Annotated in this window: 14 protein-coding genes and 1 pseudogene; 11 read left to right on the top strand and 4 right to left on the bottom strand. The window is 62.7% G+C overall.

Annotated elements, in window-relative coordinates; translation table 11 throughout:
• The 3 genes from lysS to cls all read left to right on the top strand — a co-directional run bounded on the left by lysS (position 1) and on the right by cls (position 3,406).
• Positions 1-1,536 carry a lysine--tRNA ligase gene (gene lysS / locus E3N86_RS12510; RefSeq protein WP_104102437.1) on the top strand — a complete coding sequence of 512 codons (1,536 nt, stop codon included), beginning with the start codon at positions 1-3 and terminating at the stop codon, positions 1,534-1,536.
• Positions 1,537-1,759: 223 nt separating this feature from the next.
• Positions 1,760-1,936 (top strand): hypothetical protein, encoded by a 177-nt coding sequence (locus E3N86_RS16900; protein WP_166784554.1) that lies wholly within the window; start codon positions 1,760-1,762, stop codon positions 1,934-1,936.
• Between the two features lie 6 nt (positions 1,937-1,942).
• Positions 1,943-3,406, top strand: a complete 1,464-nt coding sequence (cls, locus tag E3N86_RS12515) for a cardiolipin synthase (RefSeq protein WP_104102434.1) — start codon at positions 1,943-1,945, stop codon at positions 3,404-3,406.
• A gap of 195 nt (positions 3,407-3,601) precedes the next feature.
• Here the strand turns inward: cls and E3N86_RS12520 are convergent, their stop codons facing one another.
• The 3 genes from E3N86_RS12520 to E3N86_RS12530 all read right to left on the bottom strand — a co-directional run bounded on the left by E3N86_RS12520 (position 3,602) and on the right by E3N86_RS12530 (position 7,011).
• Complete coding sequence (locus E3N86_RS12520; protein ID WP_134512090.1) at positions 3,602-3,847, bottom strand: hypothetical protein; 246 nt, start codon at positions 3,845-3,847, stop codon at positions 3,602-3,604.
• Between the two features lie 216 nt (positions 3,848-4,063).
• Positions 4,064-6,001, bottom strand: coding sequence for a glycoside hydrolase family 2 protein (locus tag E3N86_RS12525; protein ID WP_370295482.1), 1,938 nt, complete (start codon positions 5,999-6,001; stop codon positions 4,064-4,066).
• On the bottom strand, positions 5,998-7,011 hold the full coding sequence (locus E3N86_RS12530) for a LacI family DNA-binding transcriptional regulator (RefSeq protein ID WP_104102425.1): 1,014 nt from the start codon (positions 7,009-7,011) through the stop codon (positions 5,998-6,000). Before E3N86_RS12530 ends, E3N86_RS12525 begins: the two co-directional genes overlap by 4 nt.
• A gap of 215 nt (positions 7,012-7,226) precedes the next feature.
• On the opposite strand from E3N86_RS12530, the gene E3N86_RS12535 reads away from it, so the two are divergent.
• The 6 genes from E3N86_RS12535 to E3N86_RS12560 all read left to right on the top strand — a co-directional run bounded on the left by E3N86_RS12535 (position 7,227) and on the right by E3N86_RS12560 (position 13,756).
• Entirely contained in the window at positions 7,227-8,534 is a 1,308-nt protein-coding gene (locus E3N86_RS12535) for an ABC transporter substrate-binding protein (protein ID WP_134401783.1), read from the top strand.
• Positions 8,535-8,627: 93 nt separating this feature from the next.
• On the top strand, positions 8,628-9,551 hold the full coding sequence (locus E3N86_RS12540; RefSeq protein WP_241986078.1) for a carbohydrate ABC transporter permease: 924 nt from the start codon (positions 8,628-8,630) through the stop codon (positions 9,549-9,551).
• 125 nt (positions 9,552-9,676) lie between these two features.
• The gene (locus E3N86_RS12545) at positions 9,677-10,426 is read left to right on the top strand and encodes a carbohydrate ABC transporter permease (RefSeq protein WP_104102706.1); all 750 of its coding nucleotides are present in this window, start codon (positions 9,677-9,679) and stop codon (positions 10,424-10,426) included.
• 54 nt (positions 10,427-10,480) lie between these two features.
• Positions 10,481-11,419, top strand: coding sequence for a glycoside hydrolase family 43 protein (locus E3N86_RS12550; protein ID WP_134512091.1), 939 nt, complete (start codon positions 10,481-10,483; stop codon positions 11,417-11,419).
• 10 nt (positions 11,420-11,429) lie between these two features.
• On the top strand, positions 11,430-12,242 hold the full coding sequence (locus E3N86_RS12555) for an aldose 1-epimerase family protein (protein WP_255453072.1): 813 nt from the start codon (positions 11,430-11,432) through the stop codon (positions 12,240-12,242).
• A 371-nt stretch (positions 12,243-12,613) separates the two neighbouring features.
• On the top strand, positions 12,614-13,756 hold the full coding sequence (locus E3N86_RS12560) for a glutathione-independent formaldehyde dehydrogenase (protein ID WP_104102415.1): 1,143 nt from the start codon (positions 12,614-12,616) through the stop codon (positions 13,754-13,756).
• Positions 13,757-13,834: 78 nt separating this feature from the next.
• Here the strand turns inward: E3N86_RS12560 and E3N86_RS17665 are convergent.
• Positions 13,835-13,936 (bottom strand): annotated as a pseudogene (locus E3N86_RS17665) (GMC oxidoreductase); the annotation flags it as partial.
• Between the two features lie 490 nt (positions 13,937-14,426).
• Here E3N86_RS17665 and E3N86_RS12570 point away from each other — a divergent pair.
• Positions 14,427-16,952 carry an ATP-dependent Clp protease ATP-binding subunit gene (locus E3N86_RS12570; protein WP_104102410.1) on the top strand — a complete coding sequence of 842 codons (2,526 nt, stop codon included), beginning with the start codon at positions 14,427-14,429 and terminating at the stop codon, positions 16,950-16,952.
• A gap of 230 nt (positions 16,953-17,182) precedes the next feature.
• Positions 17,183-17,689: an amino-acid N-acetyltransferase gene (locus E3N86_RS12575; RefSeq protein ID WP_104102407.1), complete on the top strand. Its 507-nt coding sequence runs from the start codon at positions 17,183-17,185 to the stop codon at positions 17,687-17,689.
• Positions 17,690-17,838 lie beyond the last annotated feature (149 nt).

Here is a 17,838-nt window from a genome sequence, read left to right on the forward strand (position 1 = left end):
ATGAGCGAGCAGAACCCAGCACCGACCGAGGCTGAAATCGTGGCCGCCGCAGCGGCGGAGGCCGAGACCAACGAGCAGAAGGTCGTGCGCCTGGCCAAGCGTGACCGGTTGAACGCCGCCGCGACCAGTCCCGCCGGCGGCGCCTACCCGGTGTCCGTGCCCGTCACCGACACGATCCCCGCCGTGCGTGCGCAGTTCGGCGACCTCGAAGCGGATGCCGTCACCGGCGTCATCGTCGGCCTCGCCGGCCGCGTCGTGCACCTGCGCAATACCGGCAAGCTCTGTTTCGCGAGCCTGCAGTCCGGGGACGGCAGCCGCATCCAGGCCATGATCTCCCTGGGGGCGGTGGGGGAGGAATCCCTCGCCGATTGGAAAGACCTCGTCGACCTCGGCGACCACCTCTTCGTCTCCGGCGAGGTCATCTCCTCCCGCCGCGGCGAGCTCTCCGTCATGGCGTCGGAGTGGCAGGTCGCCGCCAAGGCGCTGCTGCCGCTGCCGAACCTGCACACCGCGCTCAGCGAGGAGACCCGCGTGCGCAGTCGGTACCTCGACCTGATCATTCGCGAGCAGGCCCGCCGCAGCGTGATCCAGCGCTCGCAGACCGTCGCTAGCCTGCGCCGCACCTTCACGGAGCTGGGCTTCATCGAGATTGAGACGCCGATGCTGCAGGTCATGCACGGTGGCGCATCCGCTCGCCCGTTCACGACCCACAGCAATGCGTTCGACACCGACCTCTTCCTGCGGATCGCGCCGGAGCTGTTCCTCAAGCGCGCCGTGGTCGGCGGCATCGACCGGGTCTACGAGATCAACCGCAACTTCCGCAACGAGGGCGCCGACTCCACCCACTCGCCGGAGTTCGCGATGCTGGAGGCCTACGAGGCTTACGGCGACTACAACTCGATCGCCGACCTCACCCAGAAACTGATTCAGGATGCCGCGTTCGCCATCGCCGGCTCGCACGTGGTGACCTGGGCCGACGGCACCGAATTCGACCTGGGCGGCGACTGGGACCGCATCGGCATGTACGACAGCCTGTCCGCGGCCGTGGGCTACGTGATCTCGCCGGCCACCCCGCTCGCCGACTTGAAGGTGCTCGCCGACACGGAGGGGCTCGATATCGACCACCCCATCCACGGCAAGTACGTCGAGGAGCTGTGGGAGCACTTCGTGAAGGGCGGCCTGACCCGCCCCACGTTCGTGCTGGACTTCCCGATCGACACCAGCCCGCTCGTGCGCGGCCACCGCGGTGTGGCCGGGGTGGTCGAGAAGTGGGACCTGTACGTGCGCGGCTTCGAGCTGGCCACCGGCTACTCCGAGCTCGTCGACCCGGTCGTGCAGCGTGAGCGCTTCGTCGAACAGGCGCGCCTCGCCGCCGGCGGCGACCCCGAGGCCATGCGCCTCGACGAGGAATTCCTGCGGGCCCTCGAGCACGGGATGCCGCCGACCGGCGGCATGGGCATGGGCATCGACCGTTTGCTGATGGCGCTGTCCGGGCTGGGAATCCGGGAGACCATCCTGTTCCCACTGGTGAAATGATCATCCGATGAGGTCGAATCCGCCTCGCGAGCCTGTGCCCGGCGAGCCTGTGCCCGGCCAACCGATCCCGCGCGTCCGTCGTCGTCCGTCCCTGCTCGAAATCTCGATCTGGGTCGGCGTCGGGGGAACCGGGATCTACGCAATCGGAACCGGTATCGCAGGGCTGCTGAACACGTAAACGCCGCGCGCCTGCCCGCCGTTTTCCCGTATCGTTGGAGACATCATGGATAACTTCTGGGTCAGCGCTTTCTGGGCGCTCCTGCCCACCGTCGCCGTCGGGCTGATCTTTTGGATCGTGATGCGTTCCATCGTGCGGGCGGACCGCACGGAGCGTAAGGTCTACGCCCGGATCGAGGCGGAAGAGCGCGCCAAGCTCGGGCTCGATAAACCGGTTACGTAGCACCGAATGTTCGGCATCGACATCTCGACCATCATCCTCGTGATCGCCCTGGTGGTCGATTTCTCCATTCGCGTGGTGGCAATCGTCGTCGTTCCTCGCAACCGTCGGCCGACATCGGGCATGGCGTGGCTGCTAACGATCTTCTTCCTGCCCTTCATCGGCGCCTTACTCTTCCTGCTCATCGGCTACCGAACCCTGCCGAAAAAGCGACTGGAAATGCAGGAGGAGATCAACCAGTTCATCCTCGACAGCACCGAGGGAATCGATCAGGTGCGTCGCGATCATCCGTGGCCGCTCTGGCTCGACTCGGTCGTCGAACTCAACCGCAATCTGGGGGCGATGCCGCTGGTCGGCGGCAACGAGGCCCGCCTGCTCGGCGACTATGAGGGCACGTTCGCCGAGATGGTCACGGACATCGATCGGGCCCTTAATTTCGTGCACGTCGAGTTCTACATTCTTTCCCTGGATCCGACCACGGCACCATTCTTCGACGCCCTCGAAAACGCCGTCAAGCGCGGCGTGACCGTGCGCGTGTTGATGGATCATATCCAGTCGATGCGCAAGCTCGGCTACCGCGAGACGCTGCGCCGGCTCACCGACTCCGGCGTGAAGTGGGAGCTCCTGCTGCCGCTGCAGCCGCTCAAGGGGAAGTGGCAACGGCCGGATCTGCGCAACCACCGTAAGGTGCTGATCATCGACGGCACGGTCGGTTACATGGGGTCGCAGAACGTCATCGACCGCACGTACAACATGCCGGGGAACATCCGTCGCGGCCTGAAGTGGAAAGACCTGATGACGCGGGTCGAGGGACCGATCGTGTCGGGTCTCAACGCGATTTTCATCACCGACTGGTACAGCGAGACCAACGACCTTCTGACCCGGGACATCCAGCCGGTGTCAACCGAGGTTGTGCCGCACTCCCTGGACTGCCAGGTCGTGCCCAGCGGACCCGGCTTCGAGGGCGAGAACAACCTGCGTCTGTTCCTCGCTCTGCTCTACTATGCACAGGAGCGCATCATCATCACGAGCCCATACTTCGTGCCAGACGAGTCGATCATGTACGCCATCACGACGGCCACTCAGCGCGGGCTGCGGGTGGAGTTGTTCGTTTCCGAGGTCGGCGACCAGGCCCTCGTCTACCACGCGCAGCGCTCCTACTATGAGGAGCTGCTTCGGGCGGGCGTGAAGATCTACCTGTACAAGGCTCCCTACGTGCTGCACGCCAAGCATTTCACGATCGACGACGAGGTGGCCGTGATCGGGTCGAGCAACATGGACATGCGCTCGTTCAGCCTCAACTTCGAGGTATCGATGATGGTGCGCGGACGCTCCTTCGTGCAGCAGTTGCGGGCGGTGGAAGACGGCTACCGGGAGGACAGCCGTGAACTCACCCTGGCGGAATGGATGAAGCAGCCGCTGCGCTCCACGGTGCTCGACAATCTCGCCCGGCTGACCTCCGCGGTGCAGTAGCGGCGTCCGGCTCGGCTCCGAGCCCCGGCACCTCGCCTCACCCAATTCGGCGGTGGTCGAGGGGGCACTCCCTCGACGATGCGCGACGTGCCCAACAGGCGTTCACGAGCCGGAGACCGCACGACCAGGAGCTCGGTTCGGTGGTGAACCAATTCGACGGAGATTTTGGGAAAGAGGGAGGTTTTTCGAGCTAACCTAACCGCTTTTGCCAAAATCTCCGTCGAATTCGTTCGGGGGCGCGGGTGAAACGTGTTTTTGGCCGGTGCCCGTGCAGAGGCGTGTGTGCATAGTACGCTTGCGCTCTTTCTCGCCACGTTCATGTTCTTGCTCACGGTGCTGCGGAGCATCCGTTCTGACGGCGTGATTGCTCTGGTTTTCTTCCTGGCTCACCTGGCGACGCAGATCCGGGTCGAGGTGATCGCACAAATCTTTCTCCCGCACAGGGGCTTTATGCCGGTCGACTTGGCTGGTTCCGAACCCGGGGCGCGCGGTTCGAAAGCGCCGTCTCCGGGTACCTGCTGGACATCGTCGCCACGGCCGCCTGTGCGGCCGTCGTCGGACTCGCTGAAGCTCGAGCAGAGGCACAACTCCACGCCCGATCTCAATACCTGCGTGCACTCACTGAGATCGAGTGCGTGGAGCCGGTCGTAGTCGTCCTCAGCCGGTGGCTGGGTGCAGGCTCGACGCAGCGACCCGCGCCACCCGGGGAAGGGGTGCGTTCTCCCCGGATACGATGCTGCGAATGACGGCGATCGGCAGTTTGGGCTCCCGGTTCGCGTCGGTCAGGCCGTTGGTCTCCTGCATTGTGTCCGTCAGCTGGGTGTAACAAAAGCCCGAGAGGATCGGGTTGTCCCGAAGGCTTCCCACGAGACCTGATACACGATTTTCGAAGTCCTCATGGCTTGTCGCTGTCGTGTAGCCCCACGAGTCATCGGCAGCATCGGGCGCGAAGCTGACCCCGCCGAATTCAGTGACCATGATCGACTGGCCATCGACCTCGCGGGGGATGAGCTGCAGGCGACGGCCTGCCGGACCCATACCCGCAACGAGGGATCGGATGGCGTCGATGTCCTTGTAATTGGCGTCGAGCTGCTCGGCCGTGCCGGCATAGTCGTGGATTGTGAGGATGTCAGATATGGCGTGTTCCCAGCCGTCATTGGAGATGACGGGGCGGCTCGGATCGAGCGCGCGAGTCAGGTGGTAGAGCGACTGGGCGAAGCTCAACTGGGCGTCGTCGTGTGCGATCTGTTGAACACCCCAACTCTCGTTGAGGGGAACCCAGGTGACGATTGACGGATGCGATCGGTCGCGGCGCACTACTTCGGTCCATTCGCGGGTGACTCGCGATACTGCCTCCGAAGAGAACTCGTAGGTGCTGCCCATTTCACCCCAAATGAGCAAGCCGAGCCGGTCCGCCCAATAGAGGAATCGAGGGTCCTCGACCTTTTCATGGATTCTCGCGGCGTTGAACCCGAGGGCCTTGATGAGTTCCACTTCGGCTCGCAGAGCTTCGGCCGAGGGCGCAGCGAGGTGCGACTGCGGCCAGTAGCCCTGCTCCAGCACCGATCGTACGAAGTACGGTCGGTCATTGAGCAGGAACCTGCCGCCCGCGACACCGACGCTGCGAAGCCCGAAATAGGAGAAAGACTCGTCGAGAATGCTTCCGTCGTCAGCAATGATCGAGACATGCGCGTCAATCAGTCGTGGGTTTTCCGGTGACCAGAGGAGAGCTTCACAGGCCTGACCGTTCGCCTGCCGAGAAATCTGAATGGTTGCCTGTGATCGCGGCTCAACGGCCAAGAAAGACTGCCGGGCGAGAATTTCGCCCGCGATGGACAGTTCCACCTGAACAGTAACGCTCGGCGCCGGTCGCCGCGTCAGCTCCACCTCGATCGCGACGTCCCCAGCCGGCACGTTTGGAATCCAACGCAGTGCCGTGATGCGCTGATCCGGCACAGACTCGAGCCAGACCGGTTGCCAAATCCCCGTAGTGCGGTGGTACCAAATGACGTGCGCATCCTCAAGCCAATCCTGTTTGCCCCGCGGCTGAGCTACGTCGTGGGGGTCATCCTCGGCACGAACCACGAGCACGCAGTCCTCTTGGGGCGACAGAGCTTCGGTGATGTCAAAGGAGAATGGCGTCTGGCCGCCCTCGTGAGACCCGATGAACTGGCCATCGATCCACACAGATGCGCGGTAGTCGACCGCCCCAAAATGCAACACCACTCGGTCACGCCCGCGGGACAGTCCGCTCGCGGCCACGTCTTCGGGGCTGATGATGCGGGAATACCAGACAACGGGATGGAAGCCCGGCTCGGCGATTCCTGACATCTCCGACTCAGGCGGAAACGGAACAGTGATGACCCGGCCAAGGTATGCAGGGTTTGCGAACCACTTCTCGCTTCTGCCGATGTCGTGATCGTCGTGTTCGAATGCCCACTCGCCGGCGAGATCGTGCCAATTCGGGCGGACAAGTTGCGGGCGGGGATACACGCCACCCTGGGCACTGGCAGAAATCGGGAGAGAACGCGGCATACCGCAATCATGCCGCCAAATTACAGCGCTGTAAAGTCTGAGTGTCAGTCGAGGCGTCAAGGAGCAAATGGAGCGCTCTCGCGCACCTCGAGTGAATGCCCCACGATCCTGTGGCGGCCAACCCCCCGGTATCCAGCGATTCGTTCCTCGAGGAGATCGAAAGCAGCCGCGGCGATAGCGGTCTTCCTCGGCGCCACGGAGGTGAGTGTCGGGGACGTGTACGCGGCCAGGAAGGTGTTGTCCCAACCGACCACGGCCACATCTGCGGGTACCGATCGCCCGGAATCATGGAGGGCTTTTAATGCTCCGATCGCAAACCGGTCGTCGCGGCTGACCACGCCGTCAAAACACACCCCGCGCTCAATCGCCTCGGCAACCGAACGAAGGCCTGCTTCAGCCGTGAATTCCAAGGCCGTGAATACCAGCTCAGGATCCAGCTGGACCCCGGCCTCCAGGAGACCCTGTTGGTAGCCGAGAAGGCGCTGATTCGTCGAACCAGTGATGTCCGCCGCTATGACACCGAGAAAAGCGATGCGTCGACATCCTCTCGCTAAGAGGTGCCGCGTGGCATCGAGAGCGGCCGAGATGTTGTCGATCATCACGTGGTCTGTCATGACAGGCATGGCCGCCTCGCCGAGCAAGACCAGCGGAGTGCCAGGATCGAGCTTCGCAATGTCGAGCGATTCCATGCGGACGGGGTGAAAGATCACGCCGTCGACCAGCCCAGCCTCCCGATCGCTGAGTACCGCCCGTTCCGCGACGGGATCGCTCAAGGTCTGCTCGATGATGACTCGGTATCCTCGTCGAGTTGCTTCTTCGGCAATGTGACGGGAGAGTTCCGAAAAGTACGGGTGGTCGATTTCGGGGATTGCCAGGGCGATCATTCCGGTTCTTCCGGTAGCCAGACGCCGCGCCGTAAGGTTGGGTCGGTAGCCGAGCTGGTCAATTGCCGCTTGCACCTTCTCGCGGAGCGCCGGGGCCACGTGAGGATAGTTGTGAACGACGTTTGAGACGGTCTTCATGGATACGCCCGCGAGCTCCGCGACGTCTATTAGTCGAACCCTTGCCATGTTTGTCCCGTCCCGTCCGGTCCATCCTAAGGCGACTGTGGCCAGGCGCTGGAAACGGCGTTTGTCGCGGATCCTCGCAGACTAGACAAACATCTTTCTAGCGCTGTACATTGACGGAAGGCGCTCGTCTGCCGCTCCGATTGGTGCGGGGAATGGGCGGCCCGCTTCGCGCATGAGTCGCGGAGCGATGTTTTCGATGAGGAGGACGAACGATCATGAAGCAGAAAGACTTCCTGGGGCGGCGAGTGATTGGGGCCACAGCTCTCGGTGCCGCACTCATGCTGGTACTGGCCGGATGCTCTGCGGGCGGAACCGGGCAGGCGGCGAGTGAGCCCTTCACCGGTGAATACACCGGACCTGAAGTGGAGCTGTCCTACTGGAACGGCTTCACCGGCGGGGACGGTCCGTTCATGGAGAAGATGGTGTCCGACTTCAATGCTGAGCATGACAACATCACGGTTGTCTCGAACACGATGCAGTGGACCGACTTCTACCAGAGACTGCCCGCAGCGGTGACCGCCGGCGAGGGTCCCGACGTCGGCGTGATGCACCTGGACCAGCTCGCGTCGAATGCCGCGCGAAACGTCATCGTACCGATCGACGATCTCGCCGAGGACTTGGGTCTCACGTCAGATGACTTCACCGACGAAGTCTGGAGTGCCGGCGTCTATAAGGACGCCCGATACGGCATTCCGCTCGATGTGCATTCACTGGCCATGTACTACAACACCGAACATTTCGCCGCCGCTGGGATCGAAGGTGCCCCGACCGACGCGGCTTCCTTCCAGGATGCGCTCGACAAGCTCAAAGCAGCTGGGTACGAAACTCCATTCTGGATGCCGACGCGGTGGCCGAGCCACCTCATGAACCTCTCCGTGCTGTGGCAGAACGACGGTGAACCATATGGTGACGACGGGGCAACGTTTGATTCAGCAGCCGGGGTAGAGGCACTTGAGTGGCAGCGCTCCATCGTGGACGACGGTTACAGCCCGAGTGACGTCGCCATCGACTCTCAGTACGTCGCCTTCAAGAATCGTGAGACCTCGATCACATGGGACGGCATCTGGCAGATCAACGATCTCGCCGAGTCCGGTCTGCCTTACGCGGTCGCCCCGGTCCCCACAATTGGTGACACGGATGCCGTATGGGCCAACTCCCATAACTTCTTCCTTCCCCGCCAGGCAAACGCGGACCAGAACAAGGTCAACGCGTCGAAGGTGTTCATCGCCTGGATGAGCGAGCAGTCCGCCGAGTGGGCAGGCTCGGGCATGATCCCCGCTCGCCAGTCGGTGCGTGATGCGGGTGCCCTCGACGGCCTGCCGCAGGAAGCAATCGCGGCAACGATCGATTCGATGCGTTTCTTGCCGCCCATTCCCGGGATCGGTGGGGTTCAGGCCGAGACCCTCGAAATCGCAGTCGCCGACGGGGTTCAGGGAACGACGACGCCGAGTGACGCGCTCAAAAAAGCCGCCGGCACGGCGACGAAACTCATGGCCGACAACAAAGCCTCGTTCGGGGACTGACCAGTGTCGACGAAGGTCGGTGAGCGCGCCCTCCCCATGGGGAGGGCGCGCCGCCCCTCGGCCTCCGACCCGGAGTCGCAGAAGAATCGTGGAGTGCGAGCGGGCACTCGGCGGCAGGGGGTAGCCACCCCCTGGCTATTCCTTGCCCCCTACCTGCTTCTGTTTGGCAGCTTCGTCGTCCTCCCGGCAGTTTTAGGGGTGTGGATCAGTCTTCATTCCTGGGACTACACGTTGCCGAACAAACCCTTTGTCGGCCTCGACAACTACGTCGCCTTGTTCTCACCCGGATCGACGGTTTTTGGCCCGTTCTGGGGGTCCATGCGGGCCACCGGCATCTTCATGGTACTCAGCGTGCCATTGCTCCTGATCGTCCCGCTCGCCGTTGCCTTACTCATGAGCAGGAAGTTTCCCGGACGGGACTTTCTCCGAGCAATCTACTTCGCCCCCTACGTACTCGGCGTCGCCGTCATCTCGGTGCTGTGGCGATACCTGCTCGACAACAACATCGGGCTGGTGAATCACTATCTGGGACTCCTAGGACTTCCGGATGACACCGCTTGGACAACAACGACGCCCGCGGCCTGGGTCGCGCTCGTGGGAGTGACCGTCTGGTGGACGCTCGGATTCAACGCCGTCATTTACCTTGCCGGCCTTCAGGACATCCCGATCGAACTCTACGAAGCCGCACGTGTTGATGGGGCCGGACCGTGGATGCAGTTCCTGCACGTGACGATCCCCGGGCTGAAGCCCATCCTCTCGTTCATCACGATCATCACCCTTCTTGCATCCGCCAACATGTTTGGCCAGTCCTATCTCATGACTCAGGGCGGCCCCGGACGTGAAACGCGCACGGCCATATATCAGATCGCCGACGCGGGTCTGCGCAACTTTCAGATGGGCAGCGCCGCAGCGATGAGTTATGTCCTGACCGTATTCCTCATGGCGATCAGTGCTTTTGTCTTCTACATCTTTCGCGAGAAACAGCCCAAGAAGCTCAAGAAGGAGGTGCGCTCGTGAACGCTCTCACGACCAGGATCAGTGCCGGTTCCCGTGCACGCAGTGCACGTCGACGGAGTGGCACAATCACTCGGGTCGTCGTTCTCGGCGCGATCGCAATCGCGTTCATCAGCCCGATCATCTTCATGATCGTGACCAGCTTCAAGACCCGGGCTGACGCAACGGCTATTCCACCGGCGTGGATTCCCAATCCGATTTCCGTACAAGCTTTCGCGTCTATCCTCGCTCCCGGGACTGCGACTCCGGTGCTGCAATGGTTCGCAAACAGCATGGTCGCAGCCGCCCTCAATGCCACGCTCGTCGTCGTCACGGCGTCATTGGCGGCGTATCCGCTCGCACGAATGCAGTTTCGCGGCAAGAATTTCGTCTTCGTCATCATCGTCGCGACATTGCTGGTGCCGCCGGTAATCCTGGTGATTCCCAACTACCTCATCGTGAGCGAACTGGGGTGGCTCAACTCGCTCGTCGCGATCATCATTCCCACGGCGGCGTCCGCATTCGGAGTGTTCTTCATGCGACAGTTCTTCGTCGGCCTGCCGATCGAGTTAGAGGAGGCCGCCCGGCTCGATGGGGCGAACCGATTCGTCATCTTCATGCAAGTGGTTCTGCCGCTCGCCAAACCCGCACTTGCAACACTCGCGCTGCTCGCCTTCCTCGGCAACTGGAACGACTTCCTCTGGCCCGTCTACGTCTTGTTCAGCCCGGAGATACAAACACTGCCAGCTGGACTGTCCACGCTTCAGTCCGCAAATGCGGTGCGCTACGACCTTTTGATGGCCGGCGCGGTTGTCGCGAGCGTGCCCGTGCTGGCGCTGTTCATCTTCCTCCAGCGCTTTATCATCGAGGGCGTTTCTCGCTCCGGAGTGAAGGGATAGCACGTGTTGACCTCTGCTCGCCGCGCAGCGGTAGCGTGTGTGGCTGGAGCCATCATGACCGCCTTCGCGGTGAGTGGCTGCACGGCGGCTCCGGAGCACTCGGCACCTCCGGCGTCTACCGCAGCAGGCGCTGCGGTACTCAACACGAATTTCGCGGACCCCGACGTGGTGGAGGTCGACGGCACTTATTTCGCGTATGCCACCAACGACAACAACCGCAACGTGCAGGTCGCCTCCTCCACCGATCTCCTCGATTGGGAGGTGTTACCGGACGCGTTGCCGGATCTCCCAAGCTGGATTATTCCGGGAAAGACCTGGGCGCCTGAGGTGACGAGACTCGCCGATGATTCATTCGTCATGTACTTCACGGCGACGAATTTTGCGCCAACGCTGCAGTGCATTGGTGTAGCCACTGCCAGCGACCCGGCCGGACCGTTCATCGTTCAGAGCGACGCCATGATCATCTGTCCAGAAGACGAAGGCGGCGCGATCGATGCAAGCACCGTGCTCATCGACGACGCCTTGTACCTCGTCTGGATAAATGACGGTAACTGTTGCGACCTCGACACCTGGATTCAGGCGGCCACGCTCTCTCCCGACGGGCTCAGCATCACGGGCGATCCCATCAGGATCCTGAAGCAAACCGAGGATTGGGAGGGCAACCTTGTCGAGGCTCCCACCATTGTGGTCCGAGGTACAGGACTCCTGATGCTCTACTCCGCTAACTCCTACGGAGACGACCGATATGCGGTCGGTGCTGCAACGGCTGCCTCAATCGATGGCCCGTGGACGAAGGAAACGGGTCCGATCCTCTCGACCGAAGGGTCGGGGGGCCTATATCGCGGCCCTGGTGGCCAAGACCTGGTCTTTGGTCTGAATGGCAAGGACTATCTCGTCTTCCACGGGTGGGACACGGACTACACGTACCGCGCACTTCACGTTGCCGAGACCGAATGGGACGCCGACATTCCTCGGGTCCTGACCCCCGAGTAACCCAATTGGGGTGCGACCCTTCTTTCGCGGCGCCATCCTGGCGCCGTGGCCGAACCGAGTCGTGGATGGAAAGTACACATTCGGTGGTGTCGAGCAACAGCTCAGCATCACCGAGCCGTCGAGGGGTCACGCTCTCCATGGACTCGTGTCCTGGTTGAACTTTGCAGTGGTCAGGCAGGCGGCCGATCGGCTCGTCCTCGCGGCAACCGTCGAAGCGCAGCCTGGATACCCCCACCGGGTGACGCTGGAGGTGGATTTTGCGCTTGACGCCGGTGGCCTTCGAACGGCAGTTACGGCAGTGAATGCCGGTCCAAATTCCGCCCCTTTTGGCGTCGCTCCGCACCCGTACCTTGTTGCCGGCGATGGCCGCGTCAACGACTGGACGCTGGAGCTCGCAGCCCAGCGAATCCTGACCGTGACTCATGACCGCCTCATTCCCCTTCACCTCTGTGATCTCGATGCTGGTGATCTTGCCGTGTTTGACTTTCGCACGCCGCGGACTATCGATGACACCTTCATCGACCATGCATTCACTGGCTTCGACCGGGACGATGAAGGCATGGCGACACTTCGATTGACGACGACCGCGGGCAGTGGAGTGGAAATGATCTGGGGTCCCGAATGCCCTTGGGTTCAGGTGCATACGGCTGATCAATTAGTACCCTCGATCGACAGAATTGGACTCGCCGTCGAACCAATGACCTGTCCGCCGGATGCGTTCAACTCTGGAATGAACCTGAACGTCCTTGAGCCATCCGGCTCAACGCGCGCCTCCTGGACGGTTCGTGCAATCGACCAGCTATGCAGACCGCTCCGGAATTGACGCGACTCGCGTCGCCGAATGACCAAACCGGGACAATAGCGCTTGACCGACGATTTCACATACGTTCTGACGCGGGGGTCGCTGAACGCCCGATAGCCGAACGGCTAGCGGCCGTTCCGTCGTAAGAGAGAATGCCTCGGTGCCCACCTCGTGGTGTCGACGAGGCACCCCTGGCGCTGGCAGGGGGCAACGCGCAACCCGAATTCGGTCGCATCCTCGCAGTGGCGGGTCATGTGCGATCGTGATAGATCTGGGATATGCACATTTTCCGCGCAGCCTGAGACTCTGCCCGGACATTCACCGTAAATGCACCTCCGAAAGTGAGGGCGGATCTTCCGTCTTTCATGGTCAAAATTTAGGGAGTGAAAGAAATGAAAGCAGTCGTTTATAAAGGCCCCAACGCGGTCAACGTTGAAGACGTTCCGGATGCCAAGATCGAACGCCCCACTGACGTTCTTGTTCGCATCACAGCGACAAATATTTGCGGTTCCGATTTGCACATGTACGAGGGACGCACCGATTTCGAGGTCGGGCGCACCTTTGGTCACGAGAACATGGGTGAGGTCATCGAGATCGGGAACGGCGTCGACGCCGTCAAGGTCGGCGATCGGGTCGTGCTGCCATTCAATATTTCCTGCGGGTTTTGCAAGAATTGCGAACGCGGTTTCACGAACTACTGCATGACCACTCAACCAAACCCGGTCGGCGCGGGCGCCGCCTACGGCTTCGCTGGCATGGGTCCGTATCCCGGCGGGCAGGCCCAAATGCTGCGTGTGCCCTACGGCGATAACAACTGCTTGCGCCTGGGTGAAGACGCGGTAGAAAAGCAAAACGATTACGTGATGCTGTCGGACATTTTCCCTACCGGTTACCACGCTACCGAGATGGCCGGAGTGATCCCCGGTGACACGGTCGTGATTTACGGTGCGGGTCCAGTCGGACTGATGGCCGCCCTGTCCGCCACGATCAAGGGCGCGAGTAAAGTTTGGGTCGTGGATCGACGCCCTGACCGGCTGGCCCTCGCCGAGCAGATCGGTGCGATCGCCATTGATGACTCGAAGACGGACCCGGTTGAGTTCGTTTTGGACCAGACCAAGGGTATCGGCGCGGACCGGGGATGTGAATGCGTGGGTTATCAGGCCCACGACCCCCAGGGCACCGAAGATCCCGCCATGACTCTGAATCGGCTGATCCAGTCCGTGCGCATCACCGGGGGAATCGGCGTTGTCGGAGTCTTCCTTCCGGCAGATCCCGGCGGCTTCGACGATAACGCCAAGCAGGGCAAACTTGCCATTGATTATGGCCTGCAGTGGCTTAAGGGTCAAAGCATAGGCAGCGGACAATGCCCGGTGAAGAAGTACAATCGGCAGTTGCGCGACCTGATCGCCGCGGGCAAAGCCAAGCCATCCTGGATCGTTTCCCACGAGATCCCCCTCAGCAAAGCCGCGGATGCCTACAAGAACTTTGGCGAACGCACCAACGGTTGGACCAAAGTCATCCTCAAGCCGGAGTAGGCCAATCGATCCTTCGTTGGGTATCCGCGCGTGCGCCGCCGCACGGCTACCCGGGATGAGGGCAGCAGCGCGTTCCGCGATGGCGACGACGGCGGCATCCGTGTTGCCGGACATTGCCGAGGGCATAATCGAGGCGTCTGCGACACGCAGTCCGACGATTCCGTGCACCCGCAATTCCGGGGGGCAGCAGCCCGACCGTCATCGGACCGTCGGTGCCCCGGATCACGGCCCTCCGTCGTCTCACCGCGCCGATCGTGCTTCCATGCTCGGCAACATGGTGCTGATTTGCTCGGCGGTGGACCGGCCGCGGTCATCGACCACGCGACCATCGGCCAGGAGGATGATGCGGTCGGCATAGCTGGCGGCCTGCAGCGCGGCGATGACCTGCGTCTGGCTGAGCCGCAGCGCCTCTTCTTAGGCGGTTGCGAACGCATCCGAGGTCACCACCTGTTCGGCCGACGAGGCCGCCACGTGCGGTCGAGATCGCCCGCCACGTGCGGTCGAGATCGCCCGCCACACCTTCCGAAATCGGCCGAAGGTGACGAGGTCGGAGCCGGTGCGCGACGACATCCGTCACGCCTGCGGCGAACAGAGGCACTCATTTCAGGGTTCGCTCGTTACTCTCGATGTATCGGCGCCACAACTGCCCTGGCGCCAAGGGAGCGATCACATGTTTGAGAGATTTACCGACCGAGCTCGACGCGTCGTTGTTTTGGCCCAGGAAGAGGCCAAAATGCTCAACCACAACTACATCGGTACTGAGCACATCCTGCTCGGCCTGATCCACGAAGGCGAGGGAGTTGCGGCCAAAGCCCTCGAGAGCCTGGGTATTTCCCTCGACGCCGTGCGTGAGCAGGTGCAGGACATCATCGGTCAGGGCCAGCAGCAGCCGACGGGGCACATCCCGTTCACGCCGCGCGCCAAGAAGGTTCTCGAACTGAGCCTGCGCGAAGCACTGCAGCTCGGCCACAACTACATCGGCACCGAGCACATTCTGCTCGGCCTCATCCGCGAGGGTGAAGGCGTTGCCGCCCAGGTGCTCGTCAAGCTCGGCGCCGACCTCAACCGGGTGCGCCAGCAGGTCATCCAGCTCCTCTCTGGTTACCAGGGCAAGGAGCAGGTGCAGGTCGGCGCGAACGAGCAGGCGAGCGGTCCGGCGGGCAGCCAGATTCTCGACCAGTTCGGGCGCAACCTCACGCAGGCCGCCCGCGACAACAAACTCGACCCGGTCATCGGGCGCGAGAAGGAGATCGAGCGGGTCATGCAGATCCTGTCCCGCCGGTCCAAGAACAACCCGGTTCTGATCGGTGAACCCGGAGTCGGCAAGACCGCCGTCGTCGAGGGTCTCGCCCAGGCCATCGTCAAGGGCGATGTACCCGAGACGCTGAAAGACAAACAGCTCTACTCGCTCGACCTCGGCTCGCTCATCGCCGGAAGCCGCTATCGCGGTGACTTCGAGGAGCGGCTGAAGAAGGTCACCAAGGAGATCCGCACCCGCGGCGACATCATCATCTTCATCGACGAGATCCACACCCTCGTCGGTGCCGGTGCCGCTGAGGGCGCCATCGACGCGGCCAGCATCCTGAAGCCTCTCCTCGCCCGAGGCGAGCTGCAGACCATCGGTGCCACCACGATCGACGAGTACCGCAAGCACTTCGAGAAGGATGCCGCGCTCGAGCGACGCTTCCAGCCGATCCAGGTGGCCGAGCCGTCTCTGCCCCACACCATCAATATCCTCAAGGGGCTGCGCGACCGGTACGAGGCGCACCACAAGGTCTCGATCACCGACGGCGCTCTCGTGGCCGCGGCGAACCTGGCCGACCGCTACGTCTCCGACCGGTTCCTGCCGGACAAGGCCATCGACCTGATCGACGAGGCCGGCGCCCGCCTGCGCCTGTCGATCCTGTCCAGCCCGCCCGAGCTGCGCGAATTCGACGAGAAGATCGCCGTGGTGCGCGCCGCCAAGGAGACCGCCATCGAGGAGCAGGACTTCGAGAAGGCCGCCGGCCTGCGCGACGAGGAGAAGAACCTCCTCGGCGAGCGTCTGCGCCTCGAGAAGAAGTGGAAGTCGGGCGACGTCAAGACGACCGCCGTCGTCGACGAGGGCCTGATCGCCGAGGTTCTGGCCCAGGCCACCGGCATCCCCGTCTTCAAACTCACCGAGGAGGAGTCCTCGCGGCTCGTCTTCATGGAGAAGGCGCTGCACCAGCGCGTCATCGGTCAGGAAGAGGCCATCTCGGCGCTCGCCAAAACCATCCGTCGCACCCGTGCCGGACTGAAGGACCCGAAGCGCCCGAGCGGTTCGTTCATCTTCGCGGGCCCCACCGGCGTCGGAAAGACCGAGCTGGCCAAGGCGCTCGCCGAGTTCCTCTTCGACGACGAGGCCGCCATGATCTCCCTCGACATGAGTGAGTACGGCGAGAAGCACACCGTGTCCCGACTGTTCGGCGCCCCTCCCGGGTTCGTCGGCTTCGAAGAGGGCGGCCAGCTCACCGAGAAGGTGCGCCGCAAGCCGTTCTCCGTGGTGCTGTTCGACGAGATCGAGAAGGCCCACCCTGACATCTTCAACTCGCTCCTGCAGATTCTTGAAGAGGGCCGATTGACGGATGGCCAGGGTCGCGTCGTCGACTTCAAGAACACCGTGATCATCATGACCACGAACCTCGGCACCAAGGACATCAGCGGCGCGCCCGTCGGTTTCCAACTCGAGGGTGACACGTCCACCGGTTACGACCGGATGAGCGGCAAGGTGAAAGAGGAGCTGAAGAAGCACTTCAAGCCCGAGTTCCTCAACCGCGTGGACGAGATCATCGTCTTCCCGCAGCTGACCAAGCCGGAACTGCTCCAGATCGTGGACCTGTTCATCAAGCGCTTGAGCGAGCGCCTGCTCGACCGCGACATGACCGTGGACCTGACCCTCGCCGTGAAGGAGCACTTGATCGAGGTCGGCTTCGACCCCGCACTCGGTGCCCGTCCGTTGCGCCGTGCGATCCAGCGCGAGGTGGAGGACCGCCTGTCGGAAAAGATCCTGCAGGGCGAGCTCAACGCCGGCGACCACGTGCACGTGGATTACGTGGGTGGGGAGTACATCTTCACCACGACGGTGCGCGCCTCCGCCGTAGCCGTCGGCGTCAACACCACGGCCGCAATCGGCACGGGGCCGGGCTCACCCGACCTCGCGGTGACCAGCGAGTAGCGGTAACCCGTTGGACAGGGCCCGGCGGAAACATCCGCCGGGCCCTGTCTCGTGCTCGCCCGGCCCCGACTCCCTGACGAATTCGGCGGAGATTTTGCTCCTGCGGGCCTGTTTCAGGCTCAAAACGGGCAGGTTCGGCAAAATCTCCGTCGAATTCGCTCCCCCCACAGCTGCCTAGACTGAGCTGGTTGGTTCGCGTGAGTGAACCGAGAGAGATCGGTGGGCAGCGAATGCAGGAGTTTTTGGTGCGCCGGGCACGCACCACCGATGTGCCCCGAATCCAGGCGCTCGTGGCGCCGCTGGTGCAGGAGCGCATTCTGCTCGGCAAGGAAAGCGTCGTCTTCTATGAGGCGGTGCAGGAATTCCGGGTGGTCGAGGATGCCGACGGCACTCTGATCGGCTGCGGCGCCCTGCACGTGATGTGGGAGGACCTGGGCGAGGTGCGCACCCTCGCCGTGACCGCCGACCGGCTCGGCCACGGCGTCGGCCACGCGCTGATGGACCGGCTCGAAGCGGATGCTCGCGAGCTCGGGCTCAGCCGACTCTTCTGCCTGACCTTCGAGGTGCCATTTTTCGCCCGGCACGGCTTCACCGACATGGGCTCCGAAACGGTCGACCCGCAAGTGTACGCCGAGCTCGTGCGCTCGCACGATGAGGGTGTCGCCGAGTTCCTCGACCTGGCCCGGGTCAAGCCGAACACGCTCGGCAACACCCGGATGGTCAAGCGGCTCGACTGACCGTCTGAAAGCTGACCGCAGTGGGCAGAAGACAGCGAGAGACTACCCGTTCAGGTGCCGCTCAGGTGAGGGTAGTTCTGGAGATTTCTGCTCATCCGAGCGAAACGCTCAAATTCACTGATTGTTACTTCGCAGGTAGCGCACTGGCA

The organism is Cryobacterium sp. Hz7, from assembly GCF_004402815.1.
GTDB lineage: Bacteria > Actinomycetota > Actinomycetes > Actinomycetales > Microbacteriaceae > Cryobacterium > Cryobacterium sandaracinum.